Origin of the sequence: [Clostridium] symbiosum ATCC 14940 (genome assembly GCF_000466485.1) — a bacterium.
In the GTDB taxonomy this organism is placed as follows: Bacteria; Bacillota; Clostridia; order Lachnospirales; family Lachnospiraceae; genus Otoolea; species Otoolea symbiosa.
In genome coordinates this window covers 1-14,462 of sequence record NZ_KE992934.1, presented here as the reverse complement: position 1 = coordinate 14,462, position 14,462 = coordinate 1, and the positions used below count along the sequence as shown (strand labels likewise).

Sequence of the window (14,462 nt, the reverse complement as noted above, 5' to 3'; positions counted from 1 at the left end):
TTCACATTACCGAAGCCTGCCGGATTTTACCAAAATAGAATGATGTTGGGGCCAAAAGGTCTTTTGACCCTGGTATCATAGAATATAAATAATAAAAGAGGCTTCTCCCTTAGAAAGATCAACCAAAAGTTGAATCTTTCCGGAAAAAGCCTCTTTTATTCATTAGAAAATTTCCATATGTAAACTATCTGCCGGTCAATATATTTATTTCAGAGCCTGCCTGATATCCTCAATGATATCCTGCACATTCTCTATACCGACGCTCAGCCTGATTAAGGACGGATCGACGCCTGCTTCCAGGAGCTGTTCGTTGGAGAGCTGACGGTGGGTATGGCTGGCCGGATGAAGCACGCAGGTGCGGGCATCAGCCACATGAGTTACAATTGCCGCCATCTTTAATTTATCCATAAATTCCGCGGCTGCCTCACGGCCCCCTTTTAAGCCGAATGCAATAACTCCGCAGGTGCCGTTCGGCATATATTTCATTGCCAGCTCATGATATTTATCATCCTCAAGGCCCGGATATGTTACCCAATCCACTTCCTCGCAGGATTTCAGGAACTCAGCCACCTTCTGTGCATTCTCACAGTGACGCGGCATGCGCAGATGTAGCGTTTCAAGCCCGATATTTAAAAGGAATGCGTTCTGCGGCGCCTGGATGGAACCGAGATCCCTCATTACCTGTGCCGTAGCTTTCGTGATGTAGGCTCCCTTTCCGAACTTCTGTGTATAGATAATTCCGTGGTAAGAATCATCCGGTGTCGTAAGCCCCGGGAACTTCTCCGCATTGGCCTCCCAGTCAAAATTGCCGCTGTCCACGATACAGCCGCCTACGCTCATCGCATGGCCATCCATATATTTTGTAGTGGAATGAGTTACAATGTCTGCTCCCCATTCAAAGGGCCGGCAGTTAATCGGAGTGGCAAAGGTATTGTCCACGATGAACGGCACCCCATGCTTATGGGCCAGGGCAGCAAATTTCTCAAAATCCAGTACAACCATGGCCGGATTGGCAAGCGACTCGCCGAACACGCACTTGGTATTCGGGCGGAATTCCTTCTCGATCTCCTCTGCCGGAGCGTCCGGATCCACCAGGGTTACTTCAATTCCCATCTTTTTCATTGTCACGACGAACAGATTGGATGTTCCGCCATATACGGTCGAAGAACAGATAAAATGATCGCCTGCATTACAGATATTAAACACCGCATAAAAATTTGCCGCCTGTCCGGATGAGGTCAGCATGGCCGCCGCTCCGCCTTCCATCTCACAAATCTTATTGGCTACGGCATCGTTGGTCGGATTGGCAAGCCTGGTGTAAAAATAACCGTTCTCCTCCAAATCGAAAAGCCTTCCCATCTGTTCACTGGTGGAATATTTAAATGTAGTACTCTGGTAAATAGGAAGTATCCTCGGCTCGCCGTTCTTCGGCTGCCAGCCGCCCTGAATACAGGTGGTTTCAATTGAACGTTTCTGGCTCATTGGTGTGTCCTCCTCTGTCATTCATATAATATATAATACTGTTCAAATTAGTCTCTAGTCTACCATAAAATTCCCGAGTATACAATAAAAATGGTGGATATTTCGGCAGCATGGTGCTATAAACGGTAACAGTAGCAATCCATTCTTATTTATGCTATAATTTCATCGTTAATGAATACATATCAGGAGGTATCCTATGTCTGCTTCAAAAGTATATTTTACTAACTTCAGGGCAACATTTACTGAAAATCTTCTTCAGAAACTGGCCCGTCTTGTAAAGAAAGCGGGGATGCTGGAGCAAATCGATTTTAAAAACCAGTATACCGCGATCAAAATTCATTTTGGTGAACCCGGCAACCTGGCCTATCTTCGCCCGAATTATTCCAAAGTTATCGTCGACCTGATTAAGGAACAGGGCGGAAAGGTATTCCTCACCGACTGTAATACCCTCTATGTGGGCGGACGCAAGAATGCCCTGGATCATCTAGACTCCGCTTACACAAACGGCTACAATCCCTTTACCACCGGCTGCCATCTGCTGATCGCCGATGGACTGAAGGGTACCGACGATATCCTCGTCCCGATTGACGGGGAGTACGTGAAAGAGGCAAAAATCGGCCGCGCCATTATGGATGCCGATATCTTTATCTCCTTAAGCCATTTTAAAGGTCACGAGTCCACCGGTTTCGGAGGTGCGCTCAAAAATATCGGTATGGGCTGCGGTTCCCGCGCCGGAAAACTGGAGATGCACAACGCCACCAGCCCCTTTGTCCTTACCGATAAATGCATCGGCTGCGGAGCCTGCAAGCGCAACTGTGCACACGACGCAATTTCCATCGCAGAGAAAAAGGCCTCCATCGCACCGGATAAATGCGCCGGCTGCGGACGCTGCATCGGAGTCTGTCCGGTAGATGCCGTTGCAAACCATTGTGATGAATCAAATGACATCTTAAATAAAAAAATAGCCGAATATTCCCTCGCCGTTTTAAAGGACAGGCCGCATTTCCACATCAGTCTCGTCGTGGATGTCTCCCCCTACTGTGACTGCCATGCTGAAAATGACGCAGCTATCATCCCGAATGTAGGAATGTTTGCTTCCTTTGACCCGGTTGCCCTCGATATGGCCTGTGCCGATGCCGTAAACCGTCAGCCTGCAATCCCAGGTTGTATACTCGATGAGCGTGAGCACTGCCACCATGATCATTTTACGGACATCCATCCGGAAACCAACTGGAAAGTGGCGCTGGAACATGCGGAAAAGCTTGGGATTGGTACTATGGAATATGAATTAATTGAGATTTAATTGAGGCTCGGAGGCTTTCGTCCCGGTGAAAATCTTCCTCTGGGGCATCCGCAGACTATATCTTCTCCGCAGCTCCAACTCACGACAATCCTCCCCCGGGACAAAAGACTCATCCAATCATCCCCACCGCTGTCCGTACGGCAGCGACCTCACCTGCTTAACTAAATGACATGATACCAGGGTCAAAAGATTAAAAATCTTCATGCAAGCAAGCTTGCATCAGATTTCCAACCTTTTGACCCTGGTATCATCACATCACCATATCAAACAACGAAAGCTGGTTACTCTCCGGCAAATCCCCCAAAAGCCCCAGTTCTCCCATCAGATCGCACACGGTCTTCGTAACCTTCGTGCGGTTGATGAAATCCTCTCTTGACAGGAACGGTCCGTCCTCCGCCGCAAATACGATAGCGTCGGCCGCTTTCTCGCCCAGTCCGTCGATACTGCTGAGGGACGGCATCAATTTTCCATCCACTATCTGGAAACTCCTGGCGCTGGCTTTAAAGATGTCAATGGCCGTGAATTCAAACCCTCTGGCATACATCTCCTGGACAATTCTCATGTCGCGGAGCGTATCCTGCTCTTTCTTCGAGAGTGTATCCATTCTTTTCTTATAGTCGGCCAGATGATATTCCAGCTTTTCACGGCCCTGGCACATGAGTACATAGGAAAAGCCGCTGGCACGGATACTGAAAAACGCCGCATAGTAGGCAAGAGGATAAAACACCTTACAGTAGGCAATACGCCAGGCCATCATAACATAAGCCGCAGCATGAGCTTTCGGGAACATGTACTTGATCTTCTTACAGGACCAGATATACCAGTCGGGTACGCCGTGATCGGTCATCTCTTTAATCCATTCGTCCTTCAGGCCCTTTCCCTTACGCACGCTCTCCATGATAGTGAACGCCAGGCCCTCTTCCAGGCCCATGCCGATCAGATATACCATGATATCGTCTCGGGTACAGATAGCCGTCTGAATTGTTGCTTTTCCCTCCTGGATTAATGTCTGGGCATTTCCCAGCCACACGTCGGTACCATGGGACAATCCGGAAATACGCACCAGATCCGAAAAATATTTCGGCTGGGCGTCAATTAACATCTGCATGGCAAAATCGGTTCCAAACTCCGGTATTCCAAGAGCGCCCAGCTTGCAGCCGCCGATATCCTCCGGCTCTATGCCCAGTGCCGAGGTGTTCTGAAATAAGCTCATGACCTCTTTGCTGTCAAGCGGAAAATCCTTTACCGGATCCTGGCCTGTCAGATCCTGGAGCATTCTTATCATCGTCGGATCATCGTGTCCCAGTATATCCAGCTTCAGCAGGTTATGATCAATGGAGTGATAATCAAAATGTGTCGTTACGGTTCTGGTCGTCATATCATCGGCCGGATGCTGGACCGGGGTAAAGGAATAGATTTCCTCCCCATGGGGAAGCACGATAATGCCTCCCGGGTGCTGTCCCGTCGTTCTTCTCACACCGACGCAGCCTCCCACAATCCGGTCTATCTCACAGCGGCGTTTGCGAACGCCCCTGTCCTCGTAATAGCCCTTCACATAGCCGTAAGCCGTCTTATCGGCCAGTGTGCCGATTGTTCCGGCACGGAAGGTCTGTCCTTTTCCGAAAATAACTTCCGTATAGGTATGCGCGCGGCTCTGGTACTCTCCCGAGAAATTCAGGTCGATATCAGGCTCCTTGTCACCCTTAAAGCCGAGGAAGGTTTCAAATGGAATATCGAAGCCGTCCTTTTTAAGCGGTTCCCCGCAGACCGGGCAATTTTTATCCGGCATGTCACAGCCAGCCATACCTGCAAATTTCCTGACCTCCTCGGAATCAAAATCATAATAATGACAATTGGTGCAGTAATAATGAGGGCTGAGCGGGTTTACTTCCGTGATACCCGACATTGTGGCCACCAGCGAGGAGCCTACGGATCCCCTGGAACCTACCAGATAGCCGTCCTCATTTGATTTCCATACCAGTTTCTGGGCGATAATATACATAACGGCGAAACCGTTGGAAATTATCGAGTTAAGCTCCCGTTCCAGACGATCCACCACAATTTTAGGAAGGTTCTCACCATACATTTCATGGGCTTTGTTATAACAGATGCTTCTCAGCGTCTCATCCGAGTTGGGAATAACAGGAGCGCATTTATCGGGACGGACAGGCTCTATCCTTTCGCACATGGCTGCTATCTTCCTGGTATTGGTGATTACCACCTCCTCGGCTTTGTCGCTCCCCAGATACTCAAATTCCCTGAGCATCTCATCCGTGGTCCGCAGATAGAGCGGAGCCTGATCGTCGGCGTCCTTGAATCCTTTACTCGACATGATGATTCTCCGGTAAACCTCATCCTCCGGATCCAGGAAATGGACGTCACAGGTCGCGCAGACCGGCTTATTATACTGTTCTCCCAGACCCACAATCCTGCGGTTCAAATCCATCAGCTCTTCCTCGGAATTCACCGGACTTTTCTCATCCCTGAGCATAAATGCATTGTTGCCCAGAGGCTGTATTTCCAGATAGTCATAAAAATCCACTATCTTATGTATCTCCGTATCAGGCACACCGCGTAAAAGCGCCTGGTAGAGTTCCCCCGCCTCGCAGGCGGAACCGATGATAAGGCCCTCCCGGTACTGGCTAAGCAGGCTCTTCGGGATCCTGGGACGTCTGGCAAAATAAGTCAGGTTGGACTCTGATACGAGGCGGTAGAGATTGACGCGCCCCACATCGTTTTTCGAAATTATGATAATATGGAAGGTGGGCATCTTCCGTATCATTTCCACCGTCATCCTGCTGAGTTCATTTAACTGGGACAGATCAAAAATGTCACGTTCCTTCAGCATTTTTATAAAACGGACAAAGATTTCCGCTGTCGCCCCTGCATCGTCCACCGCCCTGTGATGGTTTGCCAGGTTAATCTTAAGCTCTTTTGCTACCGTATCCAGCTTAAACCGGTTGAGGTTCGGAAGGAGAACGCGGGCCAGGGATACCGTGTCGAGCACGGTCGGATTAAACTCAAGTCCCTGCTGTCTTGCATTCTCTTTAATAAAGCTGATGTCAAAACCGGCATTATGAGCCACCATGACGGCTCCCCTGCAAAACTCCAGAAATTCAGGAAGAACCCTGTCTATCTTCGGCGCATCCAGAACCATGTTGTCATTGATACCCGTCAGCTTCTCTATCTCAAAGGGAATCGGCACGTCGGGGTTGACGAAGCTGCTGAATTTATCAACAATCCGTCCCTCCTCCACCCTGACTGCGCCTATCTCAATGATCCGGTTCTTAAGAGGGCTGAAGCCGGTCGTCTCGATATCGAAGACCACACAGGTATGATCCAGGGATTGTCCCGCACCGTTTTCAACCAGTTCCTTCATATCGTCGACCAGATATCCCTCCACACCGTAAAGAACCTTGAAATTATCACCTCTCTCCACGGAATGGTTGGCATCCGGAAAGGACTGGACACAGCCGTGATCCGTTACCGCCATCGCGTCCATTCCCCACTGTTTGGCCCGCTTAATGAGGTCCTTTACCTCGGAAACGCCGTCCATATCGCTCATCTTGGTATGGCAGTGCAGTTCCACACGCTTGACCGGAGCATTGTCCACGCGTTTCGTCGTAAAATCCTCGCATTTTTTAATACCCACAACAGAACCGATGGTCAGCTCCCCGTCGAAACGGTCGATGTTCGCCACGCCTTTCAGCCTGACAAACTGGCCGGCCTTTGTCGCAGTCTTCAAATCCTCAAGTGACTCCTCGCGGGCGAACACTTTGACACTGATCGTATCGGTAAAGTCACTGATACTGAAAATAAAGAGGGAATTACCGCTGCGAAGCTCACGCACATCCGTGGCGAGTATCTTTCCGCGGATCACCACCTCACCTATCTCCCCTTCTATCTTCTCAATCTCAACCGACTCTTCGTCAAAATCGCGGCCATACAGGACATCCGGATTATCCGACTTTCTGCCGTAGCCGGAGCGCCGGAATTCCCTCTTTCCGCCGCTAAAATCGCCTTTGCCCTTTTTGCCGCTTAAATCGCCTCCCGCTTTTGACTGGGCGTTCTTTCCGCCGGTTTCCTTAACTGCTTTCTGTTTCTTCTCCGCCTGGAAATTCAAATCGCCCACCGGCTTTAAGACCGAGCTGCCCTCGTCAAAGGGAAGATCCAGGGAGGCCTCCCCGGAGACCGGAGCCGGATCGGACGGCGCTGCGCCGCCGGATGTATGCTCCGCGTTCATATAGATGACGGCAGGCTCCTCCTCCACCCTTTTTCTGGCCTCTGCCGGGCGGTAGGACAGCCTGACCTCCATCGGAATGTTACAGCGTTCCGTAAAGATCTTTTCGAGGATCCTCACAAGCTCCGGCGCCTTGTCCTTTGCTATCATCGTATCCTCGATCTCCATGGTCAGAAGATCCTTCTCGTCAAAAGAGAGAACGGCCCTGCGGAACATATTGTATAAAAGAATGCTGTAATTCTTAAGCTCCATCAGGATGCTGTCACGGTAAACATCCATCAGCTTTTTCGGCGTATACTGGCCGGAGAGATGATATTTCTCCAGGATTTTAATCGTCACCTTTTTTCCGGGGAAGAGCTGGCTCTTAATCCCCTCCTCCAGCTTATAGATGTTCTGTTTATGAATCAGTCTGGGACTGACGATATAAATGCGGATAGAGCTTCTATCCCTGGTAGTGGCCACCTTCTCCACCTCTACCAGCTCAAAAAGCTCTCTCACATTATCTGCAATATGTAAATCAGGAAATACTTCCAAAAACGATTTCATTCCATCACCTTAATTTCTTTTTCACCCTGCAGCTCTATTATTCCAGTTTTCCGGCCAGCCTGTCAAGCTCTTCTTTCAGTGCGGGCAGAAGGTCTTTCTCTGGCACTTTTTTGATGATTTCACCTTTGCGGATCAGCAGTCCTTCCCCGATGCCGCCTGCAATGCCAAGATCCGCCTCCCTTGCCTCTCCCGGGCCGTTTACGACACAGCCCATCACGGCCACCTTGATATCCAGCTCATATTCCTGGACCATGTTTTCCACCTGGCCGGCCAGACCGATCAGATCAATGCAGGTTCTCCCGCAGGTAGGGCATGATACCACCTCAACCCCTCCCTTTCGAAGCCCCAGGGTCCGCAAAATCAGCTTTGCCGATTTCACTTCCTCCACCGGGTTTCCGGTCAGGGAGACACGGATGGTATCTCCGATCCCCTGATTTAAAATCAGGCCCAGGCCAACGGCGGACTTGATATTGCCTGCCAGCAGCGTTCCCGCCTCCGTGATGCCGACATGGAGCGGATATCTGGTTTTCTTTGCAATCAGCTCATGAGCCTTTACGCACATCATGACATCCGAGGATTTGATGCTGATTACGAGATTGTCGTATCCCATGCGCTCAATCAACGCCACCTTTTCCAGGGCGCTCCGTACAATTCCCTCCGCCGTCACGCCGCCGTACTCTTCGAGCAGATGCTTTTCCAGGGAACCGCTGTTGACGCCCACACGAATAGGGACGCCGTATTCCCGGGCTTTATCCACAACGGCCTGAACGCGTTCTTTTGCACCGATATTGCCAGGATTGATCCGGATTTTATCAGCGCCGCATTCTATCGCCGCAATCGCCAGACGGTAATCAAAATGAATATCGGCCACCAAAGGAATCCTGATTGCCTTCTTAATCTCGGTCAGGGCCATTGCAGCTTCCATCGTCGGAACCGCCACGCGGATAATATCACAGCCAGCGTTCTGAAGTTCCAGGATCTGGCCGATTGTCGCTTTCACATCCTCTGTCTTTGTGTTGCACATGGACTGGATCAGGATCGGGTTTCCTCCCCCGATCACCTTTTTTCCAATCTGAACCGTTTTTGTCTCATCTCTGTACGCCATACTAACCTCCCCGGTATCTCTGAACTTTTACAGAATTGTCAATCTATTTTTATCTACGGTCAGTACAGCCGCTGTGCTGCCGTAACAGTTCATGCTGTCTGAACTGTTACGTGCTGACCTGTCTGGACTTCTACTTTATCACAGCATGTTTCTGATATCATTAAACAGGATAAATACCATCAGCACCATAAGAACCGCCATACCGGCCATATGGATCATCCCTTCCTTTTCCCGGTCGATCGGCCGCCCCCTGAGCGCTTCCAGAATGATAAAGACAAGCCGTCCTCCGTCCAGGGCCGGAATCGGAAGCAGATTCATGATGCCAAGGTTTGCGCTCAAAAGGACACACATATTGGCGAGATTGACAAGCACCACCATCAGCCCGTATTCGCTGCTCTCCCTGACAGTGGAATCGATCATCGAAACAATCCGCACAGGGCCTGCTATATCATCCGTCTTTACCTGGCGTTTCACAATCATCCCAAGGCTCTTGAACGTCAGATTGATCCAGTACCTCAGTTCATACGCGCTGTATTTGGCTGTCACAAATACGGATTCCGGTTTTTTATAGACTCCGCCGCTGATTCCCATCATATAGCTTCCGTTTTCAGCGGAATATACCGGCTCAATCACCGCCTGATGAAGTTCATTGCCGCGTCTGTATTCCAGGTTCAGTGTCTCTCCCTGGTGGAAGCTGGTATAAGCCAGTACGTCCCTGTATATCTTAATGTTCTTGCCGTTGATCTGTGTAATCACGTCGCCCGGCTCAATTCCTGCCTCAGCCGCCGGATAGCCCTCCACGACGCTGTAAACTTCCGCCGGATCGTAGCCCACATAGCTGATTACAAAGAATGCACAGACAAATGCCAGAATAAAGTTGAAAACCGGTCCGGCCGCAATAACAAGAAATCGGGTCCACACCGATGTCTCATTAAATGTCACTCCGGTTGCTCCCGGCGCCAGTTCTACCCCCGCGTAGCTTCGTGTCTGCTCCGCTTCCTTATGGGAAGCGGCTTTTGTATCTTTAAACTCATCCTCCCCGTAAGCTGCTTTACCGGCAATATTTTTTCCGGCCCTCTCATCCCTGTCATCGTCGGATAAATCCTCATCCTCTCCCAGCATCATGCAGGAGCCTCCGAAGGGAAACAGTTTCAGGGAATACCTGGTTCCGCCTTTGACCATGCTGAACAGTCTCGGCCCCATTCCCAGAGAAAATTCCACTACGCAGATTCCGCCGCGCTTTGCCAGCAGAAAGTGTCCGAATTCATGAAAAAGTATGATTAGTCCAAATACAAGTATTGCCGCAAGTAAACTTAACAATCTACCACCTGCTCTCTATAAAGTCATAAGTCTCCTGCTCAGCGGAAAGTATCTCATCCACCGACGGATTTTCCACTACCCTGTGCTGCTCCATTGCAGCCTCGATCATATCGGTTATCGCTAAGTATCCTGCTTTTCTGTCCAGGAATTTTTTCACTGCCAGTTCATTCGCCGCGTTAAATACGGTCGGCAGCGTTCCGCCGCGTTTTCCTGCCTCATAGGCCAGTGAAAGGCCGTGAAAATTGCAGAAGTCAGGGGCTTCAAAGGTAATCTGCCCAAGTTTGGCAAAATCTAACCGCCCGCCGGGCAAAAACTTCCGCTGCGGGTAGTAAAGCGCATACTGAATCGGCAGTTTCATGTCCGGAGTTCCCAATTGGGCAATTACAGCTCCGTCTTCAAATTCCACCATGGAATGAATCACGCTCTGAGGCTGGACCACAACCTGAACCTGCTCCATCGTGACGCCGAACAGCCATCTTGCTTCCATCACTTCCAGCCCCTTGTTCACCATCGTGGAGCTGTCGATTGTTATCTTTCTGCCCATCGTCCAGTTGGGATGCTTAAGCGCATCCTCCACCTGAATGTCCTTCATCTGCTCCCTCGTTCTTTTGCGGAACGGGCCGCCCGATGCAGTCAGAAGGATTTTATGTATCCTGTTTCCATGCTCGCCGTTCAGGCTCTGGAATATGGCGCTATGTTCACTGTCCACCGGCAGTATCCTGACATTCTTCTCTTTTGCCAGCGGCATGATGATATGGCCTGCGGTCACAAGCGTTTCCTTATTCGCGAGGGCAATGTCCTTGCCCGCCTCCATTGCCGCAATGGTCGGCCTGATGCCAATCATACCTACAATTGCCGTCACCAGAATCTCCGAGGAAGGTTCTGCGGCAATTTCGAGAAGGCCTTCCATCCCGCTTACCACCTTCACATCGAGATCTCGCACCCGGCTTTTAAGTTCAGCCGCCTTCTTCTCATCCCAGACTGCGGCGAGCTTCGGTGTAAATTCCCGGATCTGACTTTCCAAAAGCGATATATTGCTTCCGGCGGCTAATGCAGTCACCTCTATATCTTTATTCGTCCTGACCACGTCCAATGTCTGTGTTCCGATTGAACCGGTAGAACCCAGTATAGCTATTTTTTTCATCGCAGATGTCTGCCTTTCTTAACTCACTGTTACTTTTTGATATCTTCAGTTATTATTGAACCGGCTCCAGTATTCTATGCATCTTTTCCGGCCGGTGTACCTGTCTGACAGAATCTTGGTGTCCCTTCCGTCAGCCGTTAACCGAGAAATGTCAGCGCAAAAAAGATAGCCGGAGCCGTAAATATAACGCTGTCAAACCGGTCCAGCACACCGCCGTGTCCCGGTATCAGATGGCCGTAATCTTTTACATTATGGTTCCTTTTGATTGCGGAGGCTGCCAGATCTCCTATCTGAGAAATCACCGCCGCTATGGCGCAGGCTGCCGCACAAGCTGCCTGTGGATTGCCAATCTCATCCATCCTGTGGCCGAATATGGATGCATAAATGAATCCGAGGACAGCCGCCCCTATTATTCCGCCCACGGCTCCCTCTATCGTCTTTTTCGGGCTCAGCACCGGTGTCAGTTTGTGCCTGCCAAACAGCATTCCGGCGCAATAGGCGCAGGTATCGCATCCCCATGAACTCAGGAAAATCAGCCAGACCAGATATCTTCCGTCCGCCATCTCCCTCACCTGGTACAGGTAGGAAAGCATCACTGCCAGATAGAAGATGCCAAAGAAAGACACCGTCACCTGTTCTGTCCCGTAGTGTGGAAACGTAAACACATAGATTGTCATAAGCAGCATCAGGGCTGCAATCGCCATCAACGTCACATATTTTTGTCCGTCGAACCACAGCAGGCCATAATACGATATCCCCGCCAGATATCCGACAAGTCCCAGACTTTTTTTCTCAATACCCATTACACGGTATAATTCAAACATCCCCACCAGTGAAATAACCGCAGTGACGCCGTACAGAAGGGCACCTCCCGTACTGACTACAATCACGGCCAGAATTACTAGTATAATACCGCTGATCAGCCTTGTTCTGAACATGGCTCCTCCTCCCTCAACTCACCTGCCGACAATACAGGTATTCGTAAGCTGCATCCGCTTTGCAGCCATCCTCCTGCGAGGTAATTCAGGCGTGCTTCATTTTCATTTGACCCCGCCGAACCTTCTGTCTCTCTTATTATACTGGGCAATGGCCTTTAATAGCTCTTCTTTGTTGAAATCAGGCCACAGGCAGTCTGTCACAACGATCTCACTGTACGCAAGCTGCCATAAAAGATAATTCGAGAGGCGGATTTCTCCGCTGGTACGGATCAAAAGATCCGGATCCGGGATATCTGCCGTATCCAGATAAGAAGAAACCACCTGTTCCGTAACTGAGCCGGAATCGAGACGGCCTTCCTTACAGTCTGCCGTCATCCGCCGGATCGCTCTTGTGATCTCATCCCTTCCTCCATAATTAACGGCAATCACGAAAGTCATTCCCGTATTATTTTTTGTCTCTCTCTCCAGTGTATCGATTCCTTCAATGATATCTCTATCGAAACGGGTTCTGTCCCCGATCATTTTCACTCTGACATTATTTGATTTTGCAATTTTTAAAAGCCGTTTCAGATAGTAACGGAACAACTGCATCAGCGCTCCCACTTCCTCGACGGAGCGTTTCCAGTTCTCGGTTGAAAAACCATACACGGTCAGATACTTTATACCCAGTCTCGCGGCGTCTTCCACCGTCTGTTCCACTGTCACGCAGCCCTGCTTATGGCCTGCGGTTCTCGGAAGTCCACGTTTCTTCGCCCAGCGGCCGTTGCCGTCCAGAATCAGGGCAACGTGTTCCGGAATAACCAGGTTCGTCTCCTCTGTTATAATTTTATCTGTATTTTCCATCATTTCCTCCGATGTGTGTTTAGCCTCTCACCGTCAATTAACGTAAAATCAGGGGCAGATTACCTGCCCCCTGTTATGCGGTTAAATCTCTCCGAACCGAAAAGATTAAACGGTCATAATTTCCTTTGTCTTTGCCTCTACCGCTTTATCAATCTTCTCGATCATCTTGTCTGTAATCTTCTGGATCTTCTCCTCGCCTTCAGCCTGATCATCTTCAGAAATTTCTCCTGCCTTCTCCATCTTCTTGATCGCATCATTGGCATCACGGCGGATATTGCGGACAGCTACTTTAACGCCTTCTCCCTTTTTCTTGACATCCTTCGCCAGTTCTTTTCTCCGCTCTTCCGTCAGTTCCGGGAAGACAAGGCGGATGGCATTGCCGTCATTATTCGGATTGATGCCCAGATCAGAGGTGAGGATTGCTTTTTCAATGTCCTTGATCAGTTTTCTCTCCCATGGCTGGATCAAAATCATTCTCGGTTCCGGTACGGAGACATTAGCTACCTGCTGAAGCGGAGTCGGTGTGCCGTAATAATCCACTCTCAGTTTGTCAAGCACATGAGGATTTGCTCTGCCTGCCCGGATGGAGGCATACTCATCCAACAAAACTTCATATGATTTTACCATCTTTTCTTCGTAAACCTTAATCTTCTCCTGCATATAAACCTCCTGTTATGCGGTAACTACCGTACCATTTATTTTTCCCTGCATCGCATTGATGATGCCGTTTTCCTCATTAAGGCTGAATACCGCCATCGGCACATGATTCTCCATGCACATGATAGACGCCGTCAAATCTACTACAGCCAGCTTTTTATCAATTACTTCCTGAATGGAAATTGTGTCATACTTTATCGCAGCCGGATTCAGCTTCGGATCGCTGTCGTAAACGCCGTCGATGGCCTTTGCCAAAAGAATACAGTCTGCCTCCATCTCAATCGCCCTGAGGGCAACTCCTGTATCGGTAGAGAAATACGGATGGCCTGTACCGCCTGCAAAAAACACTACCATCCCTCTCTTAAAGTACTTATTGGCCCTGTCTTTGGAAAAAAGCTTCGTCATGGAGCCGCACTCAAATGGAGTCAGGATCTGTGTGTCCATTCCGCTGCTTCGGAAAATCTCAGACACATAGATGCAGTTCATGACAGTAGCCAGCATGCCAATCTGATCCGCTTTCGTTCTGTCAATGACATTACTCTCACGGCCCCTCCAGAAATTTCCGCCTCCGATGACAACACCGACTTCGATGCCTTCGGAAACTGCTATTTTAACCTGTCGGGCAACTTCCTTTACCGTCGCTTCGTCAAAGCCCGTCTTCTTATCGCCTGCCAGAGCTTCACCGCTTAATTTAAGCAATACTCGTTTCATTTCCATAATAGGTCTTTCTCCCTGTGTATTTAGTTGTAAACGGCATAATTTTCTATGCCATACTTTAACATTGTTATTCTACCACAAAAGATGGGATTGTGCGATAAAAATTTCATAAATTAATATTTAACGGAGGTTAGGAGGACGCGGCCGGAACGGACCATGTCCGGTGT

Annotated in this window: 10 protein-coding genes; 1 reads left to right on the top strand and 9 read right to left on the bottom strand. The window is 49.6% G+C overall.

All coding sequences use genetic code 11. From position 1 onward, the window contains the following. Positions 1-204: 204 nt before the first annotated feature. Complete coding sequence (locus tag CLOSYM_RS13020; RefSeq protein ID WP_003499694.1) at positions 205-1,482, bottom strand: O-acetylhomoserine aminocarboxypropyltransferase/cysteine synthase family protein; 1,278 nt, start codon at positions 1,480-1,482, stop codon at positions 205-207. Positions 1,483-1,678: 196 nt separating this feature from the next. On the opposite strand from CLOSYM_RS13020, the gene CLOSYM_RS13015 reads away from it, so the two are divergent. Beyond that, the gene (locus tag CLOSYM_RS13015; protein WP_003499695.1) at positions 1,679-2,785 is read left to right on the top strand and encodes a DUF362 domain-containing protein; all 1,107 of its coding nucleotides are present in this window, start codon (positions 1,679-1,681) and stop codon (positions 2,783-2,785) included. A gap of 250 nt (positions 2,786-3,035) precedes the next feature. Here CLOSYM_RS13015 and CLOSYM_RS13010 read toward each other — a convergent pair whose 3' ends face one another. From CLOSYM_RS13010 to pyrH, 8 genes are all read right to left on the bottom strand, one after another. Next, positions 3,036-7,571, bottom strand: a complete 4,536-nt coding sequence (locus CLOSYM_RS13010) for a PolC-type DNA polymerase III (RefSeq protein ID WP_021642453.1) — start codon at positions 7,569-7,571, stop codon at positions 3,036-3,038. 37 nt (positions 7,572-7,608) lie between these two features. Next, positions 7,609-8,676 carry a flavodoxin-dependent (E)-4-hydroxy-3-methylbut-2-enyl-diphosphate synthase gene (gene ispG, locus CLOSYM_RS13005; protein WP_009298144.1) on the bottom strand — a complete coding sequence of 356 codons (1,068 nt, stop codon included), beginning with the start codon at positions 8,674-8,676 and terminating at the stop codon, positions 7,609-7,611. A gap of 138 nt (positions 8,677-8,814) precedes the next feature. Beyond that, positions 8,815-9,996: an RIP metalloprotease RseP gene (rseP, locus tag CLOSYM_RS13000; protein ID WP_009298143.1), complete on the bottom strand. Its 1,182-nt coding sequence runs from the start codon at positions 9,994-9,996 to the stop codon at positions 8,815-8,817. Between the two features lies 1 nt (position 9,997). Next, positions 9,998-11,140, bottom strand: coding sequence for a 1-deoxy-D-xylulose-5-phosphate reductoisomerase (locus tag CLOSYM_RS12995; protein WP_003499699.1), 1,143 nt, complete (start codon positions 11,138-11,140; stop codon positions 9,998-10,000). Positions 11,141-11,277: 137 nt separating this feature from the next. After that, positions 11,278-12,078, bottom strand: coding sequence for a phosphatidate cytidylyltransferase (locus tag CLOSYM_RS12990; protein WP_003499700.1), 801 nt, complete (start codon positions 12,076-12,078; stop codon positions 11,278-11,280). A 102-nt stretch (positions 12,079-12,180) separates the two neighbouring features. Further along, a complete protein-coding gene (locus tag CLOSYM_RS12985) occupies positions 12,181-12,921 on the bottom strand; it encodes an isoprenyl transferase (RefSeq protein WP_003499701.1) in 741 nt (246 codons plus the stop codon). 105 nt (positions 12,922-13,026) lie between these two features. Then, positions 13,027-13,581 (bottom strand): ribosome recycling factor, encoded by a 555-nt coding sequence (gene frr, locus CLOSYM_RS12980; protein ID WP_003499703.1) that lies wholly within the window; start codon positions 13,579-13,581, stop codon positions 13,027-13,029. A gap of 12 nt (positions 13,582-13,593) precedes the next feature. Beyond that, complete coding sequence (gene pyrH, locus CLOSYM_RS12975; protein WP_021642451.1) at positions 13,594-14,295, bottom strand: UMP kinase; 702 nt, start codon at positions 14,293-14,295, stop codon at positions 13,594-13,596. Positions 14,296-14,462: the final 167 nt, after the last annotated feature.